Source organism: Solimicrobium silvestre, assembly GCF_002976435.1.
GTDB lineage: Bacteria > Pseudomonadota > Gammaproteobacteria > Burkholderiales > Burkholderiaceae_D > Solimicrobium > Solimicrobium silvestre.
This window is the reverse complement of record NZ_PUGF01000003.1, coordinates 206,868-222,280: the sequence shown is the minus strand read 5'-3', so window position 1 is coordinate 222,280 and position 15,413 is coordinate 206,868. Positions and strand designations below refer to the sequence as shown.

The following is a 15,413-nucleotide window of genomic DNA, read 5'->3' as shown; positions in this document are numbered from 1 at the left end:
AATGTTGACCTGAGTAAGGCAATCCGATGTCTGCTCCAAAGGAGAATGTGATGAATACTCATTTATATCCCCACAACACAGTCGTTGCGGCAGCTACAGCAATCACATCAGTTGACGCAGTGCTCGGCTATATGCAACCGACAGAAGCGCGCCCCTACAATTATGCATACGAGCCACCAGCAGGCATAGCCTGGGAAAATTACGCGCACGATAATCGAGAGGTGCGTATCCTCGACGCACGCCATGCGACGGCACAGAGCTCAATTCATCATGAAGGATTTGAGCTGCTGGATGCGTCGTCCGAGCTGCGAGATTTTTACGATCGCGATACGATCATTCGACGGTACTATCCCGAAGTCGCGGCACTGGCCTGCTCGGCAACCGGCGCAAAGCAGGCATTCGTATTTGATCATTTGGTTCGTAAACGCGAAGCAGACCGCAGCAAGCTTGGATTCGGACGTTCCAACAAAGGAATCCCAGCGACCGCAAATGGGCGCGTTCACAATGACTATTCAGAGGAATCCGGCCGCAAGCGGCTGGCGCTGGTCCTTGGCGTAAAGACTGCAGAATTGAACAGAAATCGGTATAGCATCGTGAATGTCTGGCGATCAATCAATGGCCCGGTTCTTGACACGCCGCTGGCCGTTTGCAATGCGCGCTCCATCGACGTTGCTGATTTGGTCTGTGCCGAAGTGCGCTATCCCCAGCGGGTTGGGGAGATTTACCTGCTGCGGCATTCGCCACGACACTGCTGGTCTTATTTCTCCCAGATGAATAATCACGAAGCGCTTATCTTCAAGCAATATGACTCTCAAGTCAGCGGCGTCGCACGCTTCACACCCCATGCAGCGTTTGATCACCCTTATACTCCGCCGGATGCACCGCTTCGTGAAAGCATTGAAGCACGTTGCCTGGTAATTTACGAATGAATCCCGAGACCTCTATGGAAACAGCAACTCCCTACGCTCCTGTGGCGCTTGAATTCTGGTATGAATTCGGCAGCAATTACAGTTATTTATCCGTGATGCGCGTCAAAGAACTGGCCGAACAATATGGCGTGCCCATCGTATGGAAGCCATTTTTGCTGGGGCCGATTTTCAAGTCCTTTGGATGGGAAAGTTCGCCTTTTGTGCTGCAAAAGGAAAAAGGTGCCTATGTCTGGCAAGACATGGCGCGTGAATGCGTGAAATATAATTTACCGTGGAAATGCCCGACCAGCTTTCCCCGAAGCGCGCTGCTACCAATGCGTGTTGCATTACTTGGAGCTGATAAGCCGTGGATTGTCGACTATAACAAGCGAATGATGCAGGTCAACTTTGTCGAGGATCTGGATATCGACAATGAAGAAATCGTATCCAAAGTGTTGACTGAACTAGGTCTGCCAGCCTCGCAACTTATTGCAGAAGCACAGTCGGAAGACAACAAGCGCCGGTTGCGTGCGCAAACTGAAACAGCACGGCAAAGAGGTATATTCGGTGCACCAACCTTTTTTGTCGACGGCACTCTGTTTTGGGGCAATGATCGGCTGCAGGATGCATTGATATTTGCTGCCGGACTTAAGATACTGCCGTTGGATTAGTCCAGTTGGCTTTATGTATCGAAAACTTTCAGATAATGATGGTGACAGTGGCTGGTGATTTTTATCCGGCGGCGAAGTCGATGACTATATGAGAGATGCCGATAATCATGCAATTTATTCAGTGAACATAGCAAGATCCGGGACGCGAATGCGCGCATAAATCTCTATATTGGTTATTCCGTACCGGGACAAATTCTTGTCCGTACGAGAACTAACTTATGAGAGGTTTCAAAAAATGTCTGCATTGTCCAACAAGGTCGCCATTATCACCGGAGCAAGTTCCGGAATCGGTTATGCAACCGCAAAACTATTCGCCCGAGAGGGTGCCAGCGTCGTTGTCGCAGCGCGTCGCCAACTGGAACTTGACGCACTTGTTAAAGAAATCACCCAAGCGGGCGGTCACGCTGTCGCGCTTACCGGTGACGTCAAGGATGAGGCTTTCGCAAAGGCATTGGTCGAACTTGCGATAGATCGTTTCGGCGGTCTTGATGTCGCGTTCAACAACGCCGGGACGATGGGCGATATGGGTGCCACGCCCGATGTGTTGCTGTCGAGTTGGGAGGATACGATCAAGACCAACCTGACGAGCGCTTTCCTCTGTGCGAAGTATCAACTTCCCGCGATGCTTAAACGGGCCGGCGTGACTCCAATGGGTTTTAACACTTGGCAAGCGTTATAAGTCACTGACTCATCATGCTGGGTAATGGCCGTAACAAAGTCGTGGCCCATGGTGAGGTTAATCCAAGTGGCTTGGCAAGTGAGTCATGAATTAACGTCCCTAAAATGCTAAACCTTTGACGACTTCTCACCGTTTCTAATGGTCGTAAAGGCCGAATGATTGAATGCAATTTAGTAATAAATCACTGTTAAAACCGGGTAGTACGCAGAGGGGATTACACGAAAAGCCAAATCATTTATTCACGCTAGGCACTTTTTCATGCGCACATAAATTCGTTGTTTTATTTAACAGGTAGACCTAACACAAAGCAAGTTGTGTAAGGTCTACCTTACGCAATTTTGCTTAAGACAAACAGCATCGAAGATAGTCCCAAGCCGCAGCACCGTGTGCAATCTTGATGCTGTCTCTATTAGACTTGACTCCAGTTTTGTGGAAAGCCTTCATTTGCTAAAGACGCTACTTTATTATCTTTAAACTACTTAATTTGTGCGGTATTTTGCACTTTTATATTGAAATTAACCATAATGTGCTAAATACTGCACATATGGATAATCAAAAACTCATTCAAACGCTCATCAATCGCCGGAAAGAATTGCGGTTAACACAAATCCAATTGGCTGAACTTGCTCAAATTAGTCGGAGAGCGATCATCGATTTTGAGTCAGGTAAAACATCAATCAGTCTTCGTCGCCTGACCAGAATTTTGTACGCGTTGGAGTTGACGTTAACCATTAAACCAGGTGGTAGTCGCCCTTCCGAGGCCGAATTAAGAGAACTTTTTAAGGATGATGAATAAGGCACTGAAATTAGAAAAAATCATGCCACATAGGAATTCGTTAATCGTACAGTATATGACTTGTATTTTATTTTTACAGGTAATACACTGTATATTCGATATACAAGTTATATACTGTATTGTTGCTATATTGTATAAAGCCTGTTCCGGTTTAGGAGAGTGCCATGGAATATCCAATTAAAACACTAAGTCAACTGCGTCTGGTATTACAAGGGTTTCGCAAAGCAGCCGGCCTCACTCAGGCGGCAATGGCGAGTCAGCTTGGCATTACACAGCAAAGTTACGCACAGATAGAGGCGAACCCTGCTGTAAGTAGCATGGAACGCTTATATAAGATTTTGCGGATATTAAATGTTGAATTGATACTTGCTTACGAACCTAATCAAAAAATTGATCAGGGTACGTTTTCAACGCCTCGCCTAGAGGAAATGAATGAGAATATTGAGAAGACGTTAGAGGTTGAGCCGGAAACAGTTAAATTTAGCCGTACAACAGCAAAAAAATCGACTAGCCGAAAAGCACCAAAAAGAGTTATGCCTCCTTCAGCTAAAAAGGAATCGTGGTAAATAATGGGACGACACTCACATACCCAACGCCTGATAGTGTGGCTCAACGGCCTACCCGTAGGTGAATGGGATGCAGCACCTGGTCGCAACGCATTCGGCTATTTCGACGAATGGATACAAGATGATCAAGGCCGGCCACTTTCATTGTCGCTACCATTTACACCAAGTAATGAACGGTACCGAGGTGAGCTGGTAGCCAATTACTTTGACAATCTGCTGCCGGACAGAGATTTAATTCGGAAGCGGTTGGCACAACGTTTCAAAACAGGTGGCGTTGAGCCATATCAATTGCTTTCTGAGATCGGCCGTGATTGCGTTGGAGCTATCCAACTACTCCCCCCAGACGAAGAACCACAAAACCTGTACCAGATCGTAGGACGGCCACTGGACGAGCCGGCTATTGCCAAAATCCTGCGTAACGCCACATCGACAGAGCCACTTCGTTTCGATGACGATGATCACGATTTACGCCTCTCAATCGCAGGAGCACAGGAGAAAAGTGCTTTATTATTCCATCAAAATCAGTGGCTATACCCTGGCGGAAGCACGCCAACGACCCATATTCTAAAACTACCACTTGGCATTGTTGGCAACATGCAAGCAGATATGAGGACTTCGGTAGAAAATGAATGGCTGTGTTCAAAGATAGTGGCTGCTTTTGGCCTCCCCGTCGCACACTGCGACATTTCCACTTTCGAAGACCAAAAGGTATTGGTAGTGGAACGCTTTGATCGTAAATATTCTGCAGACGGAAAATGGATCGTACGTCTACCTCAAGAGGATTTTTGCCAAGTAACTGGCACAGCGCCCCTGCATAAATATCAGGCTGATGGTGGTCCAGGCATAATTAACATTATGGACGTGCTCTTAGGATCAGATCAAAAAATCATTGATCGTCGTAACTTTTTCAAAACCCAATTAATTTTCTGGCTTTTAGCTGCAATAGATGGTCACGCCAAAAACTTCAGTATTGCACATCTGCCAGGCAGCCAATATCGTGCGACGCCGTTGTACGACGTTCTTTCTGCGCATCCAGTTATTGGAACAGGTCAGAACCAGTATGCTCCTCAAAAAGTGAAGCTCGCAATGGCGATACGAGGCAGCAAAAATTACTATGAAATAGCGCAAATTCAACGGCGCCACTGGACTAAAATGGCGCAACAGGTTGGCTTGGGTAATCATGTAGCTGAAGAAATCATTGTGGAAGTACTGGCCGCCGTTAATGGCGTTGTAGACGCGATGTATAACTTACTACCTGTAGATTTTCCTATCGATGTAGCACAATCAATTTTAGACGGAATTCTTCACCAGAGCGATAAGCTAAGTGCTATGCCACCTTTTGACCAACGATAGTTTTTACACTTACACCGCTCTCCATAGTCGTGGTCTTGGTCGTTGAAATGGCGAAATTATGACTTTTCTGTAACGCATATCTGCAGATTAAGAGGGAGTGAAAATGGGTAAGGGTTTCATTCATTTTTCGGTCAAAAAAACGTAAGCGTCCCCGGCGGTATTACCACGCACTTTACGACTACCCCCAAACCTCCAAAGCCAGGTTTGGGGCGATGTAATGTCACTTGCGGAGAATAATGCTCTTAATCTCCGCATGAAAAGCGGAAATTACACCTATATCTGGCAACACCAAGACTGGCCAAACTGGCATTTTGATGCTGATGCGTTAGTGACATTGCTCGCAAGGGCGTATGTTGGGCCGCATGGAAGCGTTAGGGTTTCCGCTGCGTGACCAGGCAATGCTACAAATTCTGACTGAAGACGTCATCAAAACCAGCGAAATCGAGGGTGAAAAATTGAACCCCCGATACCGTACGGTCATCCATTGCACAACGATTAGGTATTGATATCGGTGCGTTGGCACCCGCGGATCAAAACGTGGATGGCATAGTCGAGATGGTGTTGGACGCGACCACTAATTATGCAAAACCACTCACTCAGGACCGCTTGTTTGCTTGGCATGCCGCACTTTTCCCAACAGGCTACAGTAACCTGTCAACAATTCGCACCGGCTGTTGGCGTGACGATGCGACTGGCCCAATGCAAGTTGTGTCTGGCGCTATCGGTCGACAAAAAATCCATTTTGAAGCGCCACCTGCCGACAAGTTAAATCACGAGATGAACCTGTTTTTAGACTGGTTCAATCAAAGGCCTGTAATAGATCCCGTTCTTAAAGCAGGGCTTGCGCATTGTTGGTTGGTGACATTACATCCGTTTGATGACGGTAATGGCCGCATCGCCCGTGCTGTTGGTGATATGGCGCTGGCACGATCAGAACAATTGCCACAACGCTTTTACAGCTTATCCGCACAGATACATCGTGAGCGCAGGGATTATTACGATCTGTTAGAAAGAATCCAAAAAGGAAGTTTGGATGTCACTGCCTGGTTAAGTTGGTTTTTGGGATGTTTGCAGCGGGCGATAGATGGCGCAGAAATCACTTTATCAACGGTGTTGGAAAAGTCTAATTTTTGGAGGCGCTGGGCTGGCACTCCTTTAAACGAACGTCAAATTAAAATAATCAACCGCATGCTGGATGGATTCGATGGAAAACTGACTAGCAGTAAATGGGCGGCAATCGCAAAGTGCTCACCAGACACCGCATTAAGAGATGCGACGGAATTAATTCAGCGTGGATTAATGCATAAATCTGATTCTGGTGGGAGAAGTACTAGCTATGAATTGATTTTGGAAAAATGAAGCTGTAGGCTACCAAATTCGATCGGGCGGGGAACAAGCATTGCAACAATTATCGCAAAAACTCAGTACCGGAAACGGCAAGAGATTTTCGCTGCAAAGTTTGATTAATTGTCGTCAACTCTCTCCACGGCATGGAGAGAATTGTGCGGGCCTTATTACAAAGGCTTAAAGCGATTAAATGATGTTGCTACACGCGACTGATACAAGTTGATTACTTAATTAGCGATTAATTCAGGAAACTCCGGATATTGCATTTCATTTTCACAGATAAAGGGTTTCATGATCCTAGCTATTTCAGATATCACATTAACGACAACAGAATTACCAAATTGTTGATATGCCCGGGTATCAGATACGGGGATAAGGAACGTATCGGGATAGCCCATCAAACGAGCACACTCCCGCGGCGTTAAACGACGCGGATTTTTTTTCTCACCCTGATAAACCAAAATTTCTGAACCGTCTTTGTGGTAACGAGCAGAGAGTGTTCGTGTAATTGAATCTGGATATGCCATCCCATACCCAAATCCATTTCCCTTTTCTCTATGCTTAGCTGCGTAGTTTTGCAGGTAAGTCCATAAATTATCGGTTAAGGTATATTTTGCGGGAACACACCGTTGTTGATGATCAAAATATTTATTTTCATCCCATGCCAGAACGGGTTCACTTCCATCCGTTTTGTGTAAGATGCTTTGTAGCTTAATTTGGTTTTTCTCAGGCAAATTCAACATGTTCCAATCAAATGCAACCGGTTCCCTAAAGCCGACAATAATAATGCGCTCACGATGCTGTGGAACATAATGCGCACCATCAATGACTTTGTAGTGAATGTGGTAGCCCAACTCTTCGCTCAACGTCCGTTTAATAACATCGAATGTGCGTCCCTTGTCATGCGATAGTAAATTTTTTACGTTTTCCAAAAGAAAAGCGCGTGGACGTTTTGCTGCAATGATTCGTGCAACATCGAAGAAAAGTGTTCCCTGTGTCTCATCAGCAAAACCGTGTGATCTTCCTAGTGAATTTTTTTTTGATACGCCCGCAATCGAAAATGGCTGGCACGGAAAACCCGCTAATAGAACGTCGTGATCTGGTACGTCCTCTTCATCGATTAAAGTGATATCGCCATCTATTTTGTGTTCATCAGGATAATTGGTTTCATACGTTTTTTGCGCATAAGTATTCCACTCGCTGGTGAATACACATTGCCCTCCGACAGCCTGAAATCCGTGACGGATTCCACCTACGCCCGCAAATAAATCGATAAATTTAAATTCGTCAGAAGGTTCAGGTATTCTGTGAATAGGTAACATTAATTGCTTCAATGCCGCCGTTATGTATGGCTGGGGTGAAGACTGGCGGGCTTCCCAGCGACGTACTGTGCGGGAATCGACCTTGAGGTGTCTGGCGATTTCGGTCTGAGTAAATTTCGCGCGCGCTAAGGCTAGGTAGGACATAGCTTCATCATGGTCAGACGTTTCTAAGACATAATCCATATAAATATCGATAAAAAGGGAATAAGGCAGGACAATACGTCCTATATTATTAACCGTCAAGTAAAATTTACTGTATATAAAAACAGTATTTTAATTTGAATACCAATGTGTCTGTATTTAATGCCTGTCACAATTTAAACTCTTTCAGTTCATTTTAACGAATATGTCTGACGTACATAGCGCCGCTATCCGGTCAAAAAATATGCGGGCCATTAAGAATAAGGATACCAAGCCAGAAATCATTATTCGACAGGCTTTGCACGCAAGAGGTCTGCGTTTTCGTCTTCACGTAAAAACGCTGCCCGGTACGCCGGATATTGTTTTGCCAAAATTTAAAACGGTCGTATTTGTGAATGGCTGTTTCTGGCATGGTCATCGCTGCCATCTTTCGAAAACACCCAAAACACGAACAGAATTTTGGCTTTCTAAAATTTCAGCCAATATGAGTCGTGACGTACTCATCTATAAAAAATTATCAGACGCAGGGTGGAGAATTGCTGTGATCTGGGAATGTGGAATAAAAGGATGCGGTAATCAAAAGCTAAATGCGCTCATTAGTGAATTTGTTGAATGGCTTAATGACCCAAAATCTCTAGGTTTTGAATTACCTTAAACGATAAAAAATGTTGATTTCAAAATTGCGTAATAAATTAAAACTACAGAAGAAATTCTTGATAATATTACGAGTTGGTTTTTCGCTGAAGATAATTTTAGTAAAATTGTGAAAGGTAGTTTTAATGGCAGCAGTTCAGGGAACGTATGACACTCAATCTTCCAAACAAATCACGATGTCAAATATCACGCGAATATTTCATGATTTAGGCGTTGTAAATATCTATGTTAAGAAATTAGCCTCGAACGATAACAGCAAAAATCAACCTTTCTTTGGCAGCCATCTGACGGATTTGTCATTTTTGCCGACAGGCGAAATGATCGCATCAAATTCTGAATCCCAAAAAACGTTAGATCCAAAAAGAAAAATCAAATATCAAACTAATTTGAAATTATCCTGGGTGGATGCTGAAGGCAAAACGTATGCAGCGCCGAATTCCAAACTCATTTATTACCCTCAATATCCAGAAGTCAGGTTTTCTGGATTTCTAAGTGGTTCCAAAGCAGACATCAGTAAATGGATGGCACCCGAAAAACAGGGAAGAAGTGAGGGAAGATGGTTGCTTTTAGGCGTCTCTAAAGATAATTCGATTTACGCCTATCTTGCAACGCCTGAAAGTGATCTTTCAAAGGAACTCGCAAATGCAAACTACATCAAGATAAGCACAATATTCTGGCAACTGAATACCAGTCACATTGCAACAATAAAATCCACAAAAGAAGCACTAAAAACTAAATTGCTTGAAATTCACAATATGGGATGGGTCGCAAGTCAGAAGTTAAGTTCAGAAATGGTGATGGAGTCGTATAAGGCAGCTAACGGAGGTGGATACACTCTTGAAGCTTTGCTTGGAATATCTCCAAACGGCATTGCAGAACCCGATTACTTAGGTTGGGAAGTAAAACAATTCGGCGTCACAAAATTCCCGCGAACCGGATCAAAACCGACGACACTCATGACACCTGAACCGAATGGTGGCTTTTATACGGAACATGGCGCTATGGAATTTGTTCGCACCTTTGGATATCCGGATAAAAGTGGCAAGGAAGACAGAATAAACTTTGGCGGAAAACATATTGTTGATCAATATCAGAATCTTACTGGACTAACTTTGCATCTTAATGGTTACGATCCGGCGCTATCGAAGATTACGGATGCAAATGGTGTCATCGCGTTGTTAGACAAAGCCGGTAATGTGAGCGCGAGCTGGAGTTTTGCGAAACTGATGGATCACTGGAAACGTAAACATTCGCAGGCAGTTTATATCCCCTGTTTGAGAAGATCTGATTCCGGTACGTTTCAATATTCTTACGGCAAAGATATCGAATTAGGGGAGGGCACCAATTTTGAAAAATTTCTGGTTGCTATGCATAAAGGTGATGTCTATTATGATCCAGGCATAAAGCTGGAAATGGCGACTGGTAATTCCCCCAAGCTTAAACGCAGAAGTCAGTTCAGAGTTAATCACAAGGATATAGGTGCCCTTTATAAAAAATTCGAACTAATTGATTTATGTGAATAACCTGAGCAATGTCATTCATAGATCAAGTTTTTCAAAGTTTGCAAAATAAATTTACGAATGCCAAACCTGTCCCCACTGCCCTGTGATAAACAATAAATAAGTCAGTATGTATTTATGAAGTTTGAGACAGTCATCGCCGCACCTCCAGCATGATTAGGTGATGGATATGCTGCAAATTGGCTTGGTCGATCCTTTGTTGTATATTCATCATAGGCATTGAGTCCTTCGCTGGCAGTAAATGTTTGATTTTGATTTAAATTATCTCCAGAGCTTGTCCGAACGTTGAAACCATTTGGCGGCGCACTTACTAAGTTGAATGTAATATTCATATTCTGTATTGATGCATATGATGGACAGGCAGCTCGAATATGCGTATCACACACCTTACAGCTTAGTGGATTTGCAGAGCGCATTTCTTTAGCAGGGCCGCCGTACCGAACGCACCATAAAATATTTTCAGCAACTGAAGAGTGGACTTTGCGTGCTTGTGCTGCCATCCAGATCAACCGTTCTACTTTCCCCCAAACGGTGCTGCTAGCAAAAATAGTGGCGTGAAAATTTCTAGGTGCTACAGAAAGACCAATAGGGGCACTTAGAAATGTTTTTACCCAATTATCAATTGGAAGTGCGGGTAGGGAGCCAAAACACTGCTGGGCATAAAGTTGCATCACTTTGGGGCTCTGATAACTGCTCGAAAGTCCGGTATATTGGGAAATGCAATCTTGTTGAGTCAATTTTTCTGGATTCCATTTACCCGTCCGCAGATCATGATGCATCAATAATGAAAGGATTGCTCGACCAGGTCCTCTATTAAATGCAGAATAATTATCGTATAGGGCGGTTCTAACCCTACCTCGCGGTGCTTGTTCTATCAATGCAACCAGAGCATCGGTATTTAAATTTCGAAAATTGTTGCCAGTTGAAATTCTTACGTTATTGAGTTCAAAGCGAGAGTAGGAGGAGCTTCCGAGATTAACAATATTTGTAAAAGCATTGGAGAAAAAAACAGTTGCACCACTCGGTCCCACTAATGATGAGTATTTGGAAAACAACGCAAGAGGGTTCGAATTATCACGAAATTCGCTCCAAGTTGGTAATAAATAGAAATCTGCATGTATACCACCACCCGTTTGAATTCTTTCACCGAATGCAGCAACATAAGCGTGTAGTTGGATCAATTCGCCCTTACGTCCACCCTCTGAGTTCCAGCTTGCAATATATCTCGCTAAACCAAATATTGCATCCCAGCACTTTCCAAACGGAAGTTTTCCGCCAAATGAGCTTGCAACAATTTGAATCCATAATTCCCGCAATAAAGCGTTGGCAGCGACCAATGAATTCGTTAATGCACCCGTAATATCGTTTAACACTACAGGATTATCAAGCCCTAACCTTGACCGAGCTGCCATCTTAGCAATATCGACAAATCTTGAATTTACATGCAACGAAAGATCTTTACTTGACGCAAGGGTTACGCGAAGTACCCCTAATGAACGATCATAAGCAATGCTATGTACAAATCCGAATATCCTGTCCCTTTCTCCGGGTCTTTGTGTGGCATCAAGAGTTGGATCAAGTTCATGAAAATATAAAATTGGGAAAAGCGGGAGGTCTGGATCATACAAATAAGTAAGGGGTAGCCATTCCTGAGGAAAGTCAGAAACATTGAAATCATGGAAGTAGGCTAACGCTTCAAATGTCATTGCATTCCTTAGAGGATAAACACTGTATGGTGAAATTAATAAAGTGCAAGATTATCACAGTAACATTAATGGTTGAATGACATATAGTTCTATTTCAACATATTAATAAATGTAGGAATATTAGACACCTTAGTGGTTGCAGCAAGTATTTCGCGATTGGTAGTAGATTCTGGTCGACAAAAATTTGAGTGACGTGACCTCATACAACGGCTAATAACGAATAATGAAATCGTTTTAAGTAAATTGCGTTGCCGGGCGCTAAGCACGCATTGATCGTTTTGCGCAAGAATCCAAAAATATTGAAGAGTTCAATGGCTATATCAATTCTTAGGGGAGAGTGATGACAATTTTGGCGAGTTTTTCTTTTTCATCGAGCATACTAGATACCCATGTATTTCAACGAGAGTGTGATGTGATGCTCTTCGCCGATGGGAGAATTAGCGACCAAGCAGGCGCTAATTTAATAATTGATACTGCTCCGAAAATTGCCGTTCAAGAGGTTAAGGTTGTCACCACAGATCGTCGAACGTTAACCACGGATGTTGCAATTGGCTATGCGGGAGCGTCAGCGTTGGTCGCATTGAGTGTTTTGAATTTTTCTGCACATGTGTTGCGACATCTTGTTGGTGAAACGTTACCCTCAATAGAGCAAATTGTGTCATTTGTCGCTGAAGCGCTCAAGGTAAGCATTACCGAATACTCAAACAATAGGCATCAAGCAACTAACTTGAGGTTATTGGTAGGTGGTTATGATCAGTCTAAGCAGGAAGTAGTGCTTAGACAAATAACGCTAAAGTGTGTATCCGGGAAGTATTTCACTGAAATTGACGTCCCTAGTACGTCTCTTACAATAGCATCCGGCCCTACGGATGATAATCTATATGAGCGTATTCAGAACCAAGTACTGTCAGTGTCGCGCGATGAAGATGCTAGTTGTGATGCCGAGGATCTAGTTGCTAGGCAAGTTGAACTATTTGTCAGGGACAATTCAAAAGACAGGCCATACGGTGGTCAATTGCAGGTTTGTAGAATTGGAGCATTTGGAGCCCAACTCGCGACCACAAAATTTTGGGACAAATCCTATCGCAGCGATGATTTGCCTGCTGATTGGAACCACGGAGACTATAGGAGTTTAATGTTAGGGTATGACGTATTTGACCTTCGGGTTGGTCAGTGCGATTTTCAACCGCACTATATCTACCATTTGCCAGACTCCGATGGTACACCTTGGGCAAAGGGCCCGATAAAAATCGAAGAACGACCTGCAGATGATGGCGATGTATTTTCGCGACCACGAAAGGGGTTACTGGATATTCGAAACTTTTCAAAAAAATAGGCGTTCGTGACAGAGGTGGAGTAAGTCGTCCGTTCCTGTGCAGATGCGCCAGATCATAAGAGCAAGCAGTTAGGCGAAACAAATAAAAGAGTCGCTCACAGTCCACCTCAAGAGCCTTCTCTGTTGGAGGGACACGGGACGGAATGTGTGTGACTTAGTCCAATGGTGAAAGTATGTAAACATATCTACGCGATATTTTACGGCTCTCATTAATTTCAGTTGTTTTTATGCCCTTTCAAACAAAAAAATGGTAATTTTGTTGAGGTAAAATTGCAATAATTTGGTGTCAATTATTGCAATAAAAAGTTTGAAAATTAATGGGCCATATTTTATGTCCATATGAATTTTTATGAGAATAAAAACCTATATATCGTGCGCTTTATAAAGGCTTATAAAAGTCCACCTATCCCACCTATCCACCTTGTGCTTAAGCGGGTTTTTTGTTCGCCCAAGATTTTCCATGTTTGTGGCATTCTGAATCTTCACAGGTACCGGATGCTAATGGGTGATGCATCAACCCGATTCAAACATTCATTTATTTAATCTGTTTGATGCATCAATCCATCCAGTTAGCTACGCCAAAATAAAAAGCAAAGTTCACGTAAAAGCAACTGCAAGCTCAAGGCACAGCGCATTTTTGGAAACCAATACCTAAGTGAATCTAAGCTTGAATCGGCATCACTATTTGGTATTGAAATTGTTACCGCTGTCCGCTTTCAGTTCATCCAGTGTTTTATAAGCGTCGGTAATTCTTTCATCAATGAATTTGAGCCGTTCAGTCGCGTGACAAATTCCTGCCTGGAACAATATGCGTGAAATTCGGTCAGTGCAAAGACCTTCCAGAGCAAGATGATCAAGTACTTCAAAAATGGCCGAAAGATCGCTGACGATGTCACGAGCCTGGGTATAGGCGTCAATTGTGTCGACGGCGAGGTGGGTAATTAGTGGGGGGCGTTGTTGCGTGTGTATCTGATCGGTGCTGGTCATGGTGCGGTCCTTCCAGTTCGGTTTGAACGCCACCCGCTATTAAACGGGTGGGCGGCAAATAACAGGTTGACAGACTGGCACTTACTACCAAAACCAGCAGCCCGAAGGCTCCTACTATCGCCGCCCAATGAAGAGACGCGACAGTACACGCACGTAAAAAAACGGCTCACGCCGTTCATGCGGGTAGTAAAGTAGAGCAGGCTGTCAAACCTGTTCCCATTTTTCTCTGGGAAGCCTTAAGTATCAGTTAATGCGGTGTATAGCGTCAAGCATTTTTGACATTGATTTAGACACGCTCGTTACGAATATTATTGTCGACAATTTTGACAATCAAAAAACAAACTCGGTCACAAGCTTGCAGCCGCTAATTTGAATGTTAGGCAACAGCGAAAAAGAGCCCCTGACCCAAATTTTCACTCGTGGAACGTGATGTGGCTCCCAGCTCAACTATGCGTTCCGGCAACATCAAACACTACCTGCGCAATGCACGTAAGCCATGGTTTCGGTGCGGTTGCCGGACTGTGACTTATCCCCCCACCTATCAGCTTTACTAGTTATGTAAGAAACGTGATTTTGGTTTAATGCTTCCAACGGTATAGCGCTAGTGCGCAAACCGGAAACACTCAAATCTTAACGATTGAAGGAAGCAAGAAAATGCCAAAAGCCATAGTCATCGGCGGAACCGCAGGAATCGGTCAGGCCATCATCAAGGGTCTGATCGAAGCTGGTTACTCCGTCCACTTTACCTACAACAGCAACGCCGACAGTGCGGAAGCGATTCGCCTCCAGTATGGCGACAGCTGCACCTGCACTCAGTTGAACTTGTCCTCGCTGGACGCGGTTTCAGCCTTCTTGGCTACCGTCGACAGCGCCAACGCGCCGGACGTGCTGGTCAACAGCGCTGGCATGGCCGCCGACTCCTTGTCGTTGGGCGATGTGCGGGCCCGTTTGGAGCAGGCCACCACCATTAACTACCTGGCGCCGGTCACCATCGCCTGCCACATCGGCAAGCTGATGACTGAGCGTCGCACCGGTTCGATCGTCAACATCACCTCTATCGCTTCCAAGCGTCCGAAAGCTGGCAACGCCATCTACGGTAGTGCCAAGGCTGCGTTGGAGCGCTTCACCGCGACGTTGGCGTTAGAGATGGCCCGTTTCAAAGTGCGCACACTGTGTGTCTCGCCAGGCTTCGTTGATACCCCGATGTTTCAGAAATTCTCAGGTGGCAATGCGCGGGACATTATTCGTGAAATTCCTACCCGAGAAATTCTGACGGCGGACCAGGTGGCGGAGACTGTCCTGTTATTCGTCAAAGGCCATATCAAGTCGACCGGCACCACTTTGGTGCTGGGCAACGGCGAACTGGTTTTCTAACTTTTTTAACCCTGCTGCACCCATTCATTACTTTTAACCTTTTAACCTAAACC

Annotated in this window: 12 protein-coding genes and 2 pseudogenes; 11 read left to right on the top strand and 3 right to left on the bottom strand. The window is 44.5% G+C overall.

All coding sequences use genetic code 11. The features are described from left to right. Positions 1 to 50 precede the first annotated feature (50 nt). The 7 genes and pseudogenes from S2091_RS05115 (at position 51) to S2091_RS05085 (ending at position 6,332) form a co-directional block, all read left to right on the top strand. Complete coding sequence (locus S2091_RS05115) at positions 51 to 929, top strand: CmcJ/NvfI family oxidoreductase (protein WP_243405317.1); 879 nt, start codon at positions 51 to 53, stop codon at positions 927 to 929. Positions 930 to 943: 14 nt separating this feature from the next. Continuing rightward, a complete protein-coding gene (locus tag S2091_RS05110; RefSeq protein ID WP_105530796.1) occupies positions 944 to 1,579 on the top strand; it encodes a 2-hydroxychromene-2-carboxylate isomerase in 636 nt (211 codons plus the stop codon). A 235-nt stretch (positions 1,580 to 1,814) separates the two neighbouring features. Continuing rightward, a pseudogene (locus S2091_RS05105) lies at positions 1,815 to 2,219 on the top strand (SDR family NAD(P)-dependent oxidoreductase); the annotation flags it as partial. A 583-nt stretch (positions 2,220 to 2,802) separates the two neighbouring features. Next, positions 2,803 to 3,054: a helix-turn-helix domain-containing protein gene (locus S2091_RS05100; protein WP_105530719.1), complete on the top strand. Its 252-nt coding sequence runs from the start codon at positions 2,803 to 2,805 to the stop codon at positions 3,052 to 3,054. A gap of 164 nt (positions 3,055 to 3,218) precedes the next feature. Next, entirely contained in the window at positions 3,219 to 3,620 is a 402-nt protein-coding gene (locus S2091_RS05095; RefSeq protein ID WP_105530718.1) for a helix-turn-helix transcriptional regulator, read from the top strand. Positions 3,621 to 3,623: 3 nt separating this feature from the next. Next, positions 3,624 to 4,973: a type II toxin-antitoxin system HipA family toxin gene (locus tag S2091_RS05090; RefSeq protein WP_105530717.1), complete on the top strand. Its 1,350-nt coding sequence runs from the start codon at positions 3,624 to 3,626 to the stop codon at positions 4,971 to 4,973. Between the two features lie 253 nt (positions 4,974 to 5,226). Continuing rightward, positions 5,227 to 6,332: pseudogene (locus S2091_RS05085) on the top strand (Fic family protein). Positions 6,333 to 6,547: 215 nt separating this feature from the next. Here S2091_RS05085 and dcm read toward each other — a convergent pair. Beyond that, a complete protein-coding gene (dcm, locus tag S2091_RS05080) occupies positions 6,548 to 7,786 on the bottom strand; it encodes a DNA (cytosine-5-)-methyltransferase (RefSeq protein WP_105530795.1) in 1,239 nt (412 codons plus the stop codon). 202 nt (positions 7,787 to 7,988) lie between these two features. On the opposite strand from dcm, the gene S2091_RS05075 reads away from it, so the two are divergent. Further along, a complete protein-coding gene (locus S2091_RS05075) occupies positions 7,989 to 8,438 on the top strand; it encodes a very short patch repair endonuclease (protein WP_105530716.1) in 450 nt (149 codons plus the stop codon). Between the two features lie 124 nt (positions 8,439 to 8,562). Next, positions 8,563 to 9,960: an MvaI/BcnI family restriction endonuclease gene (locus S2091_RS05070; RefSeq protein WP_105530715.1), complete on the top strand. Its 1,398-nt coding sequence runs from the start codon at positions 8,563 to 8,565 to the stop codon at positions 9,958 to 9,960. A 101-nt stretch (positions 9,961 to 10,061) separates the two neighbouring features. Here the strand turns inward: S2091_RS05070 and S2091_RS05065 are convergent, their stop codons facing one another. After that, positions 10,062 to 11,663 (bottom strand): hypothetical protein, encoded by a 1,602-nt coding sequence (locus S2091_RS05065; RefSeq protein WP_133166868.1) that lies wholly within the window; start codon positions 11,661 to 11,663, stop codon positions 10,062 to 10,064. A gap of 340 nt (positions 11,664 to 12,003) precedes the next feature. On the opposite strand from S2091_RS05065, the gene S2091_RS05060 reads away from it, so the two are divergent. Beyond that, on the top strand, positions 12,004 to 12,999 hold the full coding sequence (locus S2091_RS05060) for a hypothetical protein (protein ID WP_105530713.1): 996 nt from the start codon (positions 12,004 to 12,006) through the stop codon (positions 12,997 to 12,999). A 681-nt stretch (positions 13,000 to 13,680) separates the two neighbouring features. On the opposite strand, the gene S2091_RS05055 is transcribed toward S2091_RS05060, so the two are convergent. Then, positions 13,681 to 13,986, bottom strand: coding sequence for a hypothetical protein (locus S2091_RS05055; protein WP_105530712.1), 306 nt, complete (start codon positions 13,984 to 13,986; stop codon positions 13,681 to 13,683). Positions 13,987 to 14,640: 654 nt separating this feature from the next. Here S2091_RS05055 and S2091_RS05050 point away from each other — a divergent pair. Next, entirely contained in the window at positions 14,641 to 15,360 is a 720-nt protein-coding gene (locus S2091_RS05050) for an SDR family NAD(P)-dependent oxidoreductase (protein ID WP_105530711.1), read from the top strand. Positions 15,361 to 15,413: the final 53 nt, after the last annotated feature.